Genomic DNA, 14,369 nt, shown 5'->3' with positions numbered 1-14,369 from the left:
GGCTTTCTATTAACCAAGATCGGGGATTTATATGAGTCAATATAACGTTGCTATCATCGTCGGCAGCCTGCGCAAGGATTCCTTCAACCGCAAGCTGGCCGATGCGCTCGTCAAGCTGGCGCCGCCCGAGTTTTCCTTCAAGCACATCGACATCGGCGACTTGCCGCTGTACAACCAGGATGACGATGGGGCGCAGTCCGAGCAGGTGCTGCGCCTCAAATCCGACATTTCCGCTTCGCAAGCCTTGCTCTTCCTCACCCCCGAATACAACCGCTCGATCCCCGGCGTGCTGAAAAACGCCCTCGACCACGGTTCGCGTCCGTATGGCCAGAGCGTGTGGGGCGGCAAGCCGGGCGCCGTGCTGGGCGTTTCCGTCGGCGCCACGGGCACGGCCCTGGCGCAGCAGCATTTGCGCAATGTGCTGTCCTACCTGGACGTGCCGCTGCTGAACCAGCCTGAAATGTTTATCCAGGCCAAGGACGGCCTGTTCGACGAACATGGCGGCATCGGACCGGCCAGCCTGGGCTTTTTCCAGGGCTGGATGCAGCGTTACGTGGATTGGGTTCGCAAGCACGCCATCCACGCTTGATGTAGGTCAAAGCGGCAGCGCTCTGCGTTGCCGCTTGTACACTTTCTTTGATCATGGATGCCAAGATTTCAATATTGGCACGGGCCTCTCGGTATAATGCGCTCTTTCTTTAGCGCAATACTTTCCAAATCTTGCCGACCCCATGTGGACTAAACCTGTTCTGCGCATGAATTTGCGCCGTTTGATCGTGCTCGTGGCCTTTGCCAGCGCCCTGGTGTCCCTGGCCAATACCTTCTATGCCAGCTACAGCGTGCAGCGCCAGCTGCTGATCGACACCACCCTGGAAGCGAACCACGCCTACGCGAGCAAGTTGGCGAGCACGGCCGAGGATTTCCTGCAGTCGGCGCGCCAGCAGCTGGCCTACAGCGCCGGCAGCCTGCCATCGCGCCTGGGCGACGAGCAATGGCTGACGGACGAGGCACAGCGCCTGCGCCTGCAAACGAACAGTTTCAATTCCGTGCTCATCGTCAATGCGGACGGCAAGGTGCTGGGCGTGTCGCCGGAAACGCTGGCCCTGAAAAACCGCACGCTCGATTCGGCCGGCGCCGTGCAGGCGCTGCGCGAACGGCGTCCGCTGGTGACACAATCCTATGTATCGTCTGCCGGCAACCTGGTGGTCTTCATTTCGCATCCCATCGTTGGCAAGGATGGCCGCTACCTCGGCTATGTGGGAGGCAGCATTTACCTGAAACAGAAAAACATCCTGTACACCATGCTGGGCCAGCATTACTACCGCGATGGCTCCTACCTGTACGTGGTTGACCGGAACCGGCGCCTGCTGTACCACCCGGACCCCGAACGCCTGGGCGACGTGGCCGGCAAGAATGACGTCATCGACACCATCATCGCGCAGCAGGGCGGCGGCAACCGGCGCATGCACAACAGCCTGGGCGTGGACATGCTGGCCGGCTACGCCATCATGCCGTCGACGGGCTGGGGCATCGTGGCGCAGCGCCCCACGGCCATGACCCTGGCCCCGTTGAACCAGCTGATGGCCAATACGGTGTGGCATTCGCTGCCGATCGCCTTGCTGAGCCTGCCATTCATCTGGTGGCTGGCCAGCCTGATTTCGCGGCCGCTGGTGCAACTGGCCGAGGGCGCGCGGCGCATGGATGCGCCCGGCACGGCCGAGCACATCGGCGCCATCCGCGCCTGGTATGTGGAGGCGGCGCAGATCAAGAGGGCCTTGCTGAAGGGCTTGGCATTGCTGCAGAACAAGATCGGCAAGCTGAAGACCGATGTGGAGACGGATCCGCTGACGGGCCTGTCGAACCGGCGCGGCATGGCGGCGGCGCTCGATGCGTGGCAGGCGCAGGCGCGGCCGTTCTCCGTCGTCGCCATCGACATCGACCATTTCAAGCAAGTCAACGACCGCTGGGGCCATGCCGTGGGCGACGAAGTCATCCTGCGACTGGCGCAGCTGATGCGCTCCTGTTCGCGCGATGCCGACGTGCTGTGCCGTACGGGCGGCGATGAATTCATCATGCTGCTGCCCGACGCCGACCTGGACGTGGCCATGCAGGTGGCCGAACGTTTGCGCGCCAAGGTGGCCGCCGCCGTGATTCCCGGCGCGGGCTTTGTCACGGTATCGCTGGGCGTCGTGTCGTCGGAACAGGAGGCGGGCAAGGTGGGCGGTGCGGACGCCGTGCTGCTGGCAGCCGATGCGGCCCTGTACGTGGCCAAGGAAAACGGGCGCAATTGCGTGGGCATCACGGAGCCGGCCTGATAAACTGATCCGCTGTTTTCTGTCGCATCTGAGCCTGTCCGGGTTGCCCGCCAGCGCTTACCATGTGACCCTGATCAAGTACAACGAGGACAAGGGGATGGCAGGGGTGGATGAATGACGTTTGAGCAAGAACTTGGCATCCGCTGCGAAGTCGCTGGACAGCCGCACCCGCTGGCCTATCTGGGCTGCCGCGGACTCAACTATGGCCAGCATAGTGTGCTGCCGCTGCATCCGTTCCGCCTGAGCGTGCCGGAAACGGCGCTGGCGCCCCTGCTCGACGAGCCGTTCAACAGTTTTATTCAGACTTGCCGCGAGGATGACCTGCAGGACGAGGAAAGCGACTTGCCCGAGCTGATGCAGGCCGGCTATCCCGACATCACGGCCATGCTGGCGGGCCACCGGCCGCTGCTGGCCGACATGCTGTACGACTTCATGATCAGCGATTTGATGGACGCGATCGGGCGAGCCAGCGGCTACCGGAACCAGGTTCCACGCTACTGGGGCGACGTGGAGGCGGCGGACAACCGCGCGTATTTCATCGTCAATAAAGTGGAGACAATCTCCTTCGCCGACGGCCAGGTCATATTCGAAGGGCAGGGCTACTACGGTGTCTACGTCATCTGGCTGACGCACGGCTACCGGCGCAAATAGGGACTTGACCTTCCTCATGTGGGAAGGTTTATAGTTGTGCCATGAACCGTGCCTTTTTCCGCTTTCTCGCCCGCTCGCTGCTCTGGCTGCTGGCCGTCACGCTGCCCTTGCAGGGCTTTGCGTCGGCCATGCGCAGCTGCTGCGTGGGCGAGCTGGCGGTCGCCGTCACCGTCACGGCTGTCGCAATCGAGGCGCCCACGTGCCACGACATGGCCGACATGCAAATGGCGGACCAGCCGATGAAAATGGCCATGGACGATGGCGGCGCCACGCATCACGGCCACGATTGCAGCAACCATGGCGCCTGCACCGTGGGCGCCACGGCGCCGCCCGGCATGCCGGCCTTGCACGCCTTGACCCTGCGCGCGCCGCTTCCGGCGCTGGCGCCCGATTCCCTGTTCGCCGGGCATATACCGTCTGGTCCCGAACGTCCCCCGAGAAGCACACGCTCCGCCTGACCGCCCATTGAACCTGGCGGTGCCGCCGTCGCACGTCCCTGCAGCTTGTATCGTGCACCTCGTACCGGCCGCGCCAGCGTTCCAGTCGCGCGCCCGCCGCGCCATACCCTGTCATTCAAGGAATACCATGAAATATCTGTTCAGCCTTGCGCTGGCTGTGCTGCCGCTGGCCGCCGCAGCGCAGTCCCCGTCCGCCCCGCAAGAGGCGCAAGCATCCGTGCCGGCCACCACTTACCGTTCCGCCTTTGCCGGCTACCGCCCCGCCGCCGAGGAAGACGCCACGCCCGACCAGACCTGGCGCGCCGTCAACGACAAAGTCGGCAAGGCCGGCGGCCACATGGGCATGATGAAAATGGATGGCCACAAGATGGATGGCCACAAGATGGAAGGGCACAAGATGCCGATGGCCCAGCCCAACCCCAGCCCCAAGCCGGATGCCAAACCTGCCCCGCAACATCAGCACCACCAGCATGAAGGACACTGACATGGCCCGTTTCACACAATCAACTTGCCTGACGCCGCTGGCCCTGGCGGCCGTCTTGCTGCTGAGCGGTTGCGCCAGCTTCAGCCAGGATGGCGGCATGCGGACGGTGTCCACGCTGGCCGACGTCCGCACGGGCGCCCCCGCGGCGCTGGCCGGCGAGGGGGGCGAGGAAAAACTGGCTGCCTTGCTGGCCCAGCCCCTGGACGCCGACAGCGCCGTGCGCATCGCCCTGATGAACAACCACGGCATGAAGGTGGCGCTGGCCGAACTGGGCGCGTCCGAAGCGGACCTGGTGCAGGCGGGCCGCTTGCGCAATCCCGGCCTGTCGTTCGGCCGCTCGCACGGCAGCCACGGCAACGAAATCGACCGCGGCGTCAGCTTCGACCTGGCCGGCCTGCTGACCATGCCGATGCGCTTGAACATCGAGCGGGGCCGTTTCGAACAAGCCAAGCTGCAAGCCGCCAGCAGCGCCGTGCAACTGGCGGCCGACACCCGTCGTGCCTACTTCAATGCGGTCGCCGCCGTGCAGACGGAACAGTTCATGCAACGCGCGCTGCTGTCGGCCGAGGCGGGTGCGGAACTGGCCACGCGCTTGCGGCAGGCGGGCAACTGGAGCCGCCTCGACCAGGCGCGCCAGCAAGTGTTTTACGCGGACGCCGTCAGCGACCTGGCCCGTGCGCGCCACCAGGCATTGGTGACGCGCGAGCACCTGACGCGCTTGCTGGGCCTGTGGGGCAAGCAGACCAGTTTTACTTTGCCGCCGCGCCTGCCCGACTTGCCAGCCCAGGCGGAGGAGGCGGGCAATATCGAGGCGCAGGCGATGGAGCAGCGCCTCGACGTGCAAAGCGCGAAACTCGACGCGCACGCCACGGCCAGCGCGCTGGGCTTGTCGAAGGTGACGGGTTTCGTCAACGTGCTCGACGTGGGCTACACCAACAAGAGCAGCAGCGAGGCACCGCGCGAAAACGGCTATGAAGTATCGCTGGAACTGCCCCTGTTCGACTGGGGTTCGGCGCGCAATGCCAAGGCGCAAGCGCTGTATGAACAGTCGCTGCAGCGCACGGCGGGCACGGCCGTACGGGCCCGCTCGGAAGTGCGCGAGGCGTATTCCAGCTACCGCACGGCCTACGACCTGGCGCGCCACTACCGCGATGAGGTCGTGCCGCTGCGCAAGACGATCTCGCATGAAGTGCTGCTGCGTTACAACGGCATGCTGGCCAGCGTGTTCGAACTGCTGGCCGATGCGCGCGAGCAGGTGGCCAGCGTGAACGGCGCCATCGAGACCCAGCGCGATTTCTGGATCGCCCAAACAACATTGCAGTCGGCCATCAATGGCAGCGGCCCAGCCGAGAAGGAATAATGATGATTACACGTAGAAACTTTTTCATGAATGCGGGCGCCGTCGCCCTGAGTGCGGCCGCTGTCAGCCGAGTCGGTGCGGCCTCGTTGCCGGAAGCCGTCAGCATGGCCGGCGCCGACACCAAGGCGCCGCCACCACCGCCGAACGGGCGTCCATACAATCCCGTCGTCACCCTGAATGGCTGGTCCTTGCCCTGGCGCATGAACAACAACGTCAAGGAATTCCATCTGGTGGCCGAACCCGTCGTGCGCGAACTGGCGCCCGGCATGATGGCCAATTTGTGGGGCTACAACGGCCAGTCGCCAGGTCCGACGATTGAAGTGGTGGAGGGCGACCGCGTGCGCATCTTTGTCACGAATAAATTGCCGGAACATACGAGCGTGCACTGGCACGGCCAGCGCTTGCCGAACGGCATGGATGGCGTCACGGGCCTGACCCAGCCCGGCATCGCCCCCGGTAAAACTTTTGTGTATGAATTCGTCGCCAAGCGCCCCGGCACCTTTATGTACCACCCGCATGCCGATGAAATGACGCAAATGGCCATGGGCATGATGGGTTTCTGGGTGACGCATCCGAAAGACCCGAACTTCATGAAGGTGGACCGCGATTTCGTCTTCTTGCTCAGCAACTATGACATCGATCCGGGCAGCTACACGCCAAAGATCATGACAATGACGGATTTCAATCTGTTCACCTTCAACAGTCGCGTCTTCCCCGGCATCGACCCCATGGTCGTGCGCCAGGGCGACAAGGTGCGCGTGCGCGTGGGCAATCTGACGATGACGAATCACCCGATCCACATGCATGGCCATGAATTCGAGGTGACGGGCACGGACGGCGGCTGGACACGCCCCGAATCGCGCTGGCCCGAAGTGACGACGGACGTGGCCGTTGGCCAGATGCGCGCCGTGGAGTTTACCGCCACGGACCTCGGTGACTGGGCTTTCCACTGCCACAAGTCGCACCACACGATGAATGCCATGGGGCACGACGTGCCGACCATGATCGGCGTCGACCACCAGGGCGTGGCCGCGAAGATCAACCAGCTCGTGCCCGGCTACATGGTGATGGGCGAGCGGGGCATGGCCGACATGGGCGACATGCAGATGCCGATCCCCGACAATACCCTGCCGATGATGGCCGGCGACGGCCCCTTTGGCGCCATCGGCATGGGCGGCATGTTTACGACAGTCAAGGTGCGCAAGGACCAGAAACCGGGCGACTACCGCGATCCGGGCTGGTACAAGCACCCGGCCGGCAGCGTGGCTTATGAATGGACGGGCGCCTTGCCGGAACCCGTGCGCGGCCAGGGTGTGGGCAAGCTGCCGGCCAAGGGTGGCGTGGAAATGACGGTGCGCAAGCCAGGCGGGCACAGCGGGCATTGACGCTCCCGCCCCTCGGGGCTTGCTAACACGGCAAGCTCCGGGGCATGTTGCTTTAAATCAAGGAATTGTTGCTTAGTGACAATCCGAGCATTTTAGTGGCCGTTTTTTCCTTATATTCAAGTCATACGCTTAAATTATTGGCTATCGTCTTGTCTAGGAGGAAACATGTTGAATCAAATGAAAGTGGGGACGCGCCTGCTTGCGGCCTTCTTTTGCGTGGCGCTGATGGGGGCCGTCGTGGCCGGCATCGGCATCTTCAACATGGGCAAGATCGACACCATGGCGGGGCAGATGTACAACCATGAGTTGCTGGGGCTGTCGTACATCAAGGAAGCCAATATCGCCCTGATCAAGGTGGGCCGCGCGCGCAGCAATTTCCTGCTGGCGACCACCAGCGAAGAGCGCGCGGGGCGCCAGGCCGATATCGCCAAATACCTGGAAGAGAACAAGAGCAACCTGGCCAAGGCCCAGCCGCTGTTCGTCACGCCCGCCGCCAAGGAGCTGTTTGCCCGCTTCGCCACCGTTGAGGCCGAGTATGTGAGCACCTTGCAGCAGTCGCTGGCGCTGGCGGCGGCCGAGCCGCTGGCGCAGCGCAGCGCGCAGCTGACGGCGCTGCTGGCCAAGACGCGCCAGCATGCGGACGAGCTCGACGGCGTGCTCGATAAATTGTCATTGCAGAAGGAAGCGCGGGCCAAGGCGGCGGCCGAGCAGGCATCCGGCGTGTACCAGGCCAGCCGCAGTTTCATGATCGCGCTGGTGCTGGGCAGCGTGGCGGCCGGCCTGGCGCTGGGGGCGCTGATCACGCGCGGACTGACGCGCCAGCTCGGTGGCGAACCGGCGTATGCCGTCCGGATCGCCGGCGCCATCGCCGAGGGCGACCTTACCGTCGACATCCGCACGGCCAGCCACGACAGCGCCAGCCTGCTGTTTGCCATGAAAACCATGCGTGACAAACTGGTGGGCATCGTCAGCCAGGTGCGTTCGGGCACGGACACCATCAATACGGCCTCGGGTGAAATCGCCCAGGGCAACCTCGACTTGTCGTCCCGCACGGAAGAGCAGGCCAGTTCTCTGGAAGAAACGGCGTCGTCGATGGAGCAGCTGACGTCGGCCGTGCGGCAGAATGCGGACAATGCGCGCCAGGCCAATGCGCTGGCCGGCGCCGCATCCGACGTGGCAGGCAAGGGCGGCGCCGTGGTGGGGCAGGTGGTGCAGACGATGGAGTCGATCAATGCCTCGTCGCGCAAGATCGTCGACATCATCAGCGTCATCGACAGCATCGCCTTCCAGACGAATATCCTCGCCTTGAACGCGGCCGTGGAAGCGGCCAGGGCGGGCGAGGAAGGGCGCGGTTTCGCCGTTGTCGCGTCCGAAGTGCGCAACCTGGCGCAACGTTCTGCCAGTGCCGCCAAGGAAATCAAGACCCTGATCGGCGACTCCGTCGAGCAGGTGGAGATCGGTTCCAGACTCGTGCATGACGCGGGCAAGACGATGGATGAAGTGGTCGCCAGCGTGCGCCAGGTGGCCGACATCATGCAGGAAATCACGGCCGCCAGCGCCGAGCAAAGCGCCGGCATCGAGCAAGTCAACCAGGCCGTGCTGCAAATGGACCAGGTGACGCAGCAAAACGCGGCCCTGGTGGAAGAGGCGGCCGCGGCCGCCGAATCGCTGCAGGACCAGGCGCAGACCCTGACGGAACTGGTGGGCGTGTTCCGCTTGCATGCCCAGGCGCAACAGATGGCCGTGCCGGCGGCCAGCAACGTCACGCCGCTGCGCCGCTCAGCGCCGGCCGCCAGGCAGGACGTGCGGCGCCTGGCCTGAAACGGGGCTAGCTCGGGCGTAATCGGCGCGGCGGTGGTAGGCTGTCGCTATTGCGCGTTTACTACTTCCGGGTCTTTCATGTTATTTCCCCGCTTGCTTTGCTTATCCCTGCTGCTGTCCCTGATGCCCCTGGCGCAGGCGCAGCAGGGCGATCCCGTGCTGCCTTACCGTCCTTCCGTGGCCAGTCCCGCCCAGTTGCCCGTGCCGGGCCAGCTGGAATTCGAGGCGGGCGGCCTGCTGTCGAAAACGGATGACACGCGGCGCGCCAGTCTGCCATATACCTTCAAACTGGCGTTCACGCCCGAATGGGGCGTGCTGCTCGAAGGCGAGGGTGTGGTGCGCGCACGCGATGACACGGGCCGGCGCGACACGGGCGTGGGCGATACGACGGTCGTGCTCAAGCGCGCCTTTTTGCTCGACAGCGCCACGGCGCTGGGCCTGGAACTGGGCTGGAAGTTGCCCACAGCCAAAGACAGCATCGGCAGCGGCAAGAGCGACGTGTCGCTCAATGGCATTTTCAGCCGCGACTTGGGCGCCGTGCACCTGGACGCCAACCTGAGCGCCACGCGCCTGGGGGCCTCCGACCCGGCGACGGGCCGGGTGCAAGCGGGCTGGGCGACCTCCTTTTCCACGCCCGTCAGCGAGCGCTGGGGCGCCACGGCGGAAGTATCGGGCACGCGCCTGCGCGGCGCGCCGGCCACGGCGCAATTGCTGCTGGCCGCCACCTACACCCCCACGCCACGGCTGGCCATCGACATCGGCATGGCGCGCGGCTTGACGGCGGCGTCGCCGGACTGGTCGCTGTTCAGCGGCCTGGTCGTGCCCTTGGGCAAGCTGTGGTGAGATTGCGACGAGATTCCTTATGTGTCCTTGCGAACAAACAGTTGGTCACACAAGGTCTACAATGACGGCATAACTAAAAGGAGTGTCACCATGAAAACCCTGATTCTTGCTGCTGTCTTGCTGTCGGCAACCACCGCCGCCGTCGCCCAGGTCGGCGTCTCCGTCACCGTCGGCCAGCCAGGCTTTTACGGACGTCTCGACATCGGCGACTATCCCGCGCCGCAATTGATCTATGCCCAGCCCGTCATTGTGCAGCGCCCGCAATACTATTCGGCCCGTCCGATCTACCTGCGCGTGCCGCCTGGCCATGCCAAACACTGGTCCAAGCACTGCCGCAAGTATAATGCCTGTAACCAAGAGGTATATTTCGTTCAAGATAGTTGGTATAACAATCAATATGTGCCCCGTTACCGCCAGCAGCATGGCGACCATGGCCGTCCCGATTACGGCGACCGCGGCCGTCATGACAACAAGCATGACAAGCACTTTGACAAGCATGATGACAAGCGCGACAAGCATGACAACAAGCCGGGCAAAGGCCATGGCAATGGCAATGGTCACGGCAACGGCAACGGGCACAGGGATTAATAAACAGGAGGATCTTTGCATAGTAAAATCGTTATCGTAGGGGGAGGTGCAGGCGGCCTGGAGCTGGCCTGCAAACTCAGCCGCAAGCTCGGCGCCGGCCAGGTCACCCTGGTCGACAGCCGCCTGTACCATATCTGGAAGCCGTCGCTCCATGAAGTGGCGGCCGGCACCCTGGACATTCATCAAGAGGGCCTGTCGTACCAGATGCTGGCGCACGACAATGGTTTTACCTATGTCTATGGTCCTTTGATCGCGCTCGACGCCGCCTCGAACAGCCTCACCGTGGGCGCCATCGCCACGGACAAGGATGAGCAGCTCTTGCCACAGCGCACCGTCAGCTACGACCAGCTGGTGCTGGCCGTGGGCAGCACTTCGAATTACTTCGGCGTGCCCGGCGCCAAGGAAAACACGATTTCCCTGAATGCCACGGAAGACGCCGAACGTTTCCGTCTGACACTGCTGAAGCTGCTGGCCATGGCCGAGCAGCGCCAGGGCGACGCGGGCCATCCCGGCGTCGACATCGTCATCATTGGCGGCGGCGCCACGGGCGTGGAACTGGCGGCCGAATTGCGCGAAGCGAGTGGCGTGTATGCGGCGTATGGTTTCCAAAATCTCAACGCCATCAAGGATGTGCGCATCACCCTGCTCGAAGGGGCGCCGCGCATTCTGGCGCCGCTGCCCGAGCGCGTCTCGATTGCCGCCTCGAAACTGCTGCACCAGCATGGCATCAGCGTGGTGACCGATACGCGCGTCACCACGATCGAAGCCGACAAGGTGACGGTAGCCAGCGGCACCAGCTATGCGGCCGACATCTGCGTGTGGGCCGCCGGCATCCGCGCGCCGGAATTTCTGGCCACCCTGGGTTTGCCGACCAATCGCGCCGGCCAGCTGGAAGTGACGGGCATGCTCAATGTGCAGGGCCACGCGAATATCTTCGCGCTGGGCGACTGCGCCGCCTGCACGGGGCCCGATGGCAAGCTGGTGCCGCCGCGCGCCCAGGCCGCCCATCAGCAAGCCGATTACCTGCTGAAAACTTTCCTGCTGCAAGCCAAGGGCAAGCCGCCGCAAACCAAGCCCTATGAATACCTGGACTACGGTTCGCTCGTGTCGTTCGGCCGCACCACCTCGGTCGGCACCCTGATGGGTTCGCTGAAGGGCCTGAGCTGGTTCGTCGAAGGCTTTGTCGCGCGCATGATGTATGTCAGCCTGCACCTGATGCACCATAACGCCGTGCTGGGCAGCGTGCGCACGGCCGTCATGGCCATGGGCCGTTTCCTGATCAAGCGCAGCACGCCGCAGGTCAAGCTGCACTAAGCCGTTGCTATTCCATCAAAAAGGGGCCGCGAGGCCCCTTTTCATTTGCTGCGCGTGACGGGTGCCGCTTCGCAGCGGCCCCGCGTCATGGGGAAGTCGATGGTGGTGAGTTTGCCCTTCAAGGTGCCGCTAATGCTGGCATGCAAGATGCGCTCGCTGTCGTGGCGGTAGTTGATGCGGCTGGGGAAGTCATTGTCCAGGTTGGCGAAGATGAATTCATTCGGCTTGTCCTGGCGCAGCAGGTTGAAGGTCACGGGCGGCTGGCCCGACGGCTGCACGATGTAGGCCAGCTGGCCCGGGTCGGTGAGGCGGATCTGCACGAATTCAAAGGCCGTCGTCTTGCCGCCCTTGACGGTGCGGCTGGTGCCGAGGAGGGTGCCGCCAGCGGCCGTGCTCCATTGTTCTCCGGAGCCGGGCTTGGCGCCGTCGACGTTCCAGCAGCCGGCCAGCCAGGCCAGCTTGTCCACGGTTTCCGGCGGCGGCACGGCCTTGTCGGCGGCCTGGGCGGCGCCCGTGGCCAGCAGCGCTGCCAGCAGAGTGGGGATGAGTCCTTGCATGCGGTCTCCTGTCGTCGAATCGTGCTGCGGTTCGGGGTGCCCCGGCAGTGTTCTGGCCGATGCGGCCTGGACTATTCTTTTGGGGTAATGCGCGGCAAGACCACGGTCAGGGCCGTGCCGCCTTGCGGATTGGCTGCCAGGCTCAGGGTGCCTCCCAGGTAATGCACGCGCTCGCGCACGGCGCGCAGGCCATGCTTGCTCATTTCGACGGGTTCGCTCGCTGGCAGCCCCACGCCGTCATCCTTGACGGTCATCATCAGCGCCTCGTCATTGTCATCGATGATGATGTCCACCTGCGTGGCGTGGGCGTGCGCGGCGATGTTGCCGAGCGCTTCTTCCAGGGTGCGCAGCAGGGCCACGCCCACGTTGCGCGGGCAAATCAGTTCATCTTCTGGCAGGCTGCAGCGCACGGCGATCTTGTGCTGTTCGGCAAATTGCGCGGCCAGCTCGCCCAGCGCCACATTCACGCCGAGAAACTCGAGCTTGTCGTTCCACAGCTTCATCTGCATCTGGCGGTTGGTTTCGATCACATTCAGCAGCAATTGCTTCATGGTCGCCGCGCGGTCGAGCAAGGCCGCTTCCTGCGGCATCTTTTGCGTCAGCAGCGACAAGTGCATGGTCAGGGCCGTCAGCGAAGAGCCGAGGCTGTCATGCAGCTGGCGCGACAGGGCGCGCCGTTCATTGTCCCAGCTGGTGTTGACATGACCGAGCAACTCGCTGAGATCGGCGGCGCGTTCCGCATCGGCCTGGGCCGTTTCCTTGATCGGATCTGTTTGTGCGGACATAGCGCCCCGTGAATGGTGAAAGGTGAGGACCAAATTCAAGTTGTGGATCATACATGAGGATTTCATCACGGGGCGCATGGATGGAAAATTTCTGTCTTTTCGGCAATTTTAATCTCCTTCCATCATTTTTATGTGATAGACAATATTATCGTTTGCGCCAGCAGCTACCGTTCCTGCCGTTACGTACGGCTGCGCACATACCGGGGCGCTCTACGCTGCCATAGTGGGGCTGTGCCTCCCCCATGCAGCACTGGCCCGCTTACCGAAACGAAAGGACATGCCATGAATATCGATACCATCGTCGACAAGGAATACCTCGACAAAAGCTTCCGCGACATCGTCAATGCGCCCATCAGTGCCCTGCGCGGCGTCAGCCCGAAGGACGCCAAGGCCTTGCAGCAAGCGTTTGGCGTGACCACCGTGCGCGAATTGTCCAACCTCAATTTCGTCAAATGGGCCAGCGCGCTGGCCATCCTGGCCGATGAAGAGGGCATGAGCGGCGAAGAGCGGGCCAAGGAAGAATTGCTCGACGACGCCGTGGAAATGACCTTCCCCGCCAGCGACCCGATCTCCGTCGATGCCGGCATCACGCGCATCGAAGTGCCGCCGGAAACCGTTGATGCGCAAACGGACCACCAGCATGCGGGCCAGCATGAGGCAGCCGCTGGCAAGAAATAAGATGGCCCATGCATAAAAAAACCGGCTTGCCGGTTTTTTTTATGTGCTGCGGGGCGCAAAGTCAGGTCAGGCGATCGACGGAATGCTGCTTTTCTGCATGTTGACCTGCGACGCGATCACTTCGTGCGGCGTGCAGCAAAAGCGGTTCTTGCCGGCGCGCTTGGCTTCATACAGGGCCGTGTCGGCCGCACCGAGCAGGGATTCGACGGTGCTGGCGTCGTCCGGGTAGATGGCGATGCCGATGCTGGTCGACAGGCGCAGGGTCAGGTCGTTGATGAAATACGGTTCGGAAATGACTTCGATCAGCTTGGCCGCCGGTTCGCGCGCGTCGCCCTTGCCGGCCAGGTTGCCCAGCACGATGACGAATTCATCGCCGCCGATGCGCGCCACCGTGTCTTCCTTGCGCGACGCGCCCACCAGGCGTGCCGCCACCATTTTCAGGATGTCGTCGCCATAGCCGTGGCCGTAGCTGTCGTTGATGGCCTTGAAGCCGTCCAGGTCCAGGTACAGGATGGCCGATTTGCCGCGGCTGCGGGCCGATTGCTGCAAGGTATGCTCGATGCGGTCTTCCAGCAGACGCCGGTTCGGCAAGCCCGTCAGCGGATCGTGCAGCGCCAGTTCCTGCTGCTGCTTGCTGTATTGCGCCAGTTCCTTGTACAGCAGGCGCACTTCCAGCATGTTGTGGATGCGTTTGTGCACTTCCATCAGGTCGAAGGGCTTGCTGATGAAGTCGCGCGCGCCCGCTTCCAGGGCGGCGATCTTGAAACTCGGTTGCGCCGTCAGGGCCAGCACGGGCAGGTAGCCGCCGTGTTCGATTTCCTTCAAGCCTTTCATGACCTGGAAACCATTGAGTTCCGGCATTTGCAGATCCAGCAAGATCAGGTCGTAGCAATGCTCCCGGTGCAGGGGGCAGACCTGTGCCGGCCGCATGGTGGCCGTGACGTCGGTGTAGCCGGCATCGCGCAGGATTTCCAGCATCAGGTCAACATTGTCGGGGGAATCATCGACGACCAAAATTTTGGCTTTCAAAATCTCATCTTGGCTGGGCATGTAGGGTCTCGGTTATACGGTCTATGCAACACGGGCTTTTACCGCAGCCAGGGGCTGGCGGCGGTCGGATGATAGTAGCG

15 protein-coding genes are annotated in these 14,369 nt (G+C 63.4%); 12 read left to right on the top strand and 3 right to left on the bottom strand.

Annotated elements, in window-relative coordinates; all coding sequences use genetic code 11:
- The first annotated feature begins 31 nt into the window (after positions 1-31).
- The 11 genes from FG13_RS08560 to FG13_RS08510 all read left to right on the top strand — a co-directional run bounded on the left by FG13_RS08560 (position 32) and on the right by FG13_RS08510 (position 11,219).
- Complete coding sequence (locus FG13_RS08560; protein WP_035820076.1) at positions 32-589, top strand: NADPH-dependent FMN reductase; 558 nt, start codon at positions 32-34, stop codon at positions 587-589.
- 142 nt (positions 590-731) lie between these two features.
- Positions 732-2,315: a sensor domain-containing diguanylate cyclase gene (locus FG13_RS08555; protein ID WP_035820074.1), complete on the top strand. Its 1,584-nt coding sequence runs from the start codon at positions 732-734 to the stop codon at positions 2,313-2,315.
- A gap of 114 nt (positions 2,316-2,429) precedes the next feature.
- A complete protein-coding gene (locus tag FG13_RS08550; protein WP_035820072.1) occupies positions 2,430-2,966 on the top strand; it encodes a hypothetical protein in 537 nt (178 codons plus the stop codon).
- 41 nt (positions 2,967-3,007) lie between these two features.
- Entirely contained in the window at positions 3,008-3,424 is a 417-nt protein-coding gene (locus tag FG13_RS08545; RefSeq protein WP_035820071.1) for a hypothetical protein, read from the top strand.
- A gap of 127 nt (positions 3,425-3,551) precedes the next feature.
- Positions 3,552-3,908: a hypothetical protein gene (locus FG13_RS08540; RefSeq protein WP_035820070.1), complete on the top strand. Its 357-nt coding sequence runs from the start codon at positions 3,552-3,554 to the stop codon at positions 3,906-3,908.
- 1 nt (position 3,909) lies between these two features.
- Complete coding sequence (locus FG13_RS08535) at positions 3,910-5,268, top strand: TolC family protein (protein WP_035820069.1); 1,359 nt, start codon at positions 3,910-3,912, stop codon at positions 5,266-5,268.
- A gap of 2 nt (positions 5,269-5,270) precedes the next feature.
- The gene (locus tag FG13_RS08530) at positions 5,271-6,653 is read left to right on the top strand and encodes a multicopper oxidase family protein (protein WP_035820068.1); all 1,383 of its coding nucleotides are present in this window, start codon (positions 5,271-5,273) and stop codon (positions 6,651-6,653) included.
- A 165-nt stretch (positions 6,654-6,818) separates the two neighbouring features.
- On the top strand, positions 6,819-8,474 hold the full coding sequence (locus FG13_RS31190; protein ID WP_051958773.1) for a methyl-accepting chemotaxis protein: 1,656 nt from the start codon (positions 6,819-6,821) through the stop codon (positions 8,472-8,474).
- Positions 8,475-8,552: 78 nt separating this feature from the next.
- Complete coding sequence (locus FG13_RS08520) at positions 8,553-9,317, top strand: transporter (protein WP_235211699.1); 765 nt, start codon at positions 8,553-8,555, stop codon at positions 9,315-9,317.
- Between the two features lie 90 nt (positions 9,318-9,407).
- Positions 9,408-9,905 (top strand): hypothetical protein, encoded by a 498-nt coding sequence (locus FG13_RS08515; protein WP_035820067.1) that lies wholly within the window; start codon positions 9,408-9,410, stop codon positions 9,903-9,905.
- Positions 9,906-9,920: 15 nt separating this feature from the next.
- Positions 9,921-11,219 carry an NAD(P)/FAD-dependent oxidoreductase gene (locus FG13_RS08510; RefSeq protein ID WP_035820065.1) on the top strand — a complete coding sequence of 433 codons (1,299 nt, stop codon included), beginning with the start codon at positions 9,921-9,923 and terminating at the stop codon, positions 11,217-11,219.
- A 41-nt stretch (positions 11,220-11,260) separates the two neighbouring features.
- On the opposite strand, the gene FG13_RS28870 is transcribed toward FG13_RS08510, so the two are convergent.
- Together FG13_RS28870 and FG13_RS08500 are read right to left on the bottom strand one after the other, a co-directional pair.
- Positions 11,261-11,776, bottom strand: a complete 516-nt coding sequence (locus FG13_RS28870; protein WP_051958772.1) for a DUF6265 family protein — start codon at positions 11,774-11,776, stop codon at positions 11,261-11,263.
- Between the two features lie 71 nt (positions 11,777-11,847).
- A complete protein-coding gene (locus FG13_RS08500) occupies positions 11,848-12,561 on the bottom strand; it encodes a sensor histidine kinase (RefSeq protein WP_035820063.1) in 714 nt (237 codons plus the stop codon).
- 282 nt (positions 12,562-12,843) lie between these two features.
- Here FG13_RS08500 and FG13_RS08495 point away from each other — a divergent pair, with 282 nt between their 5' ends.
- The gene (locus FG13_RS08495) at positions 12,844-13,239 is read left to right on the top strand and encodes a hypothetical protein (RefSeq protein WP_035820061.1); all 396 of its coding nucleotides are present in this window, start codon (positions 12,844-12,846) and stop codon (positions 13,237-13,239) included.
- 66 nt (positions 13,240-13,305) lie between these two features.
- Here the strand turns inward: FG13_RS08495 and FG13_RS08490 are convergent, their stop codons facing one another.
- Entirely contained in the window at positions 13,306-14,289 is a 984-nt protein-coding gene (locus FG13_RS08490; protein ID WP_035820059.1) for a GGDEF domain-containing response regulator, read from the bottom strand.
- Positions 14,290-14,369 lie beyond the last annotated feature (80 nt).

The organism is Janthinobacterium sp. RA13 (genome assembly GCF_000745325.1).
GTDB lineage: Bacteria > Pseudomonadota > Gammaproteobacteria > Burkholderiales > Burkholderiaceae_D > Janthinobacterium > Janthinobacterium rivuli.
The sequence above is the reverse complement of the archived record's forward strand: the minus strand, read 5'-3'. Positions and strand labels throughout refer to the sequence as shown.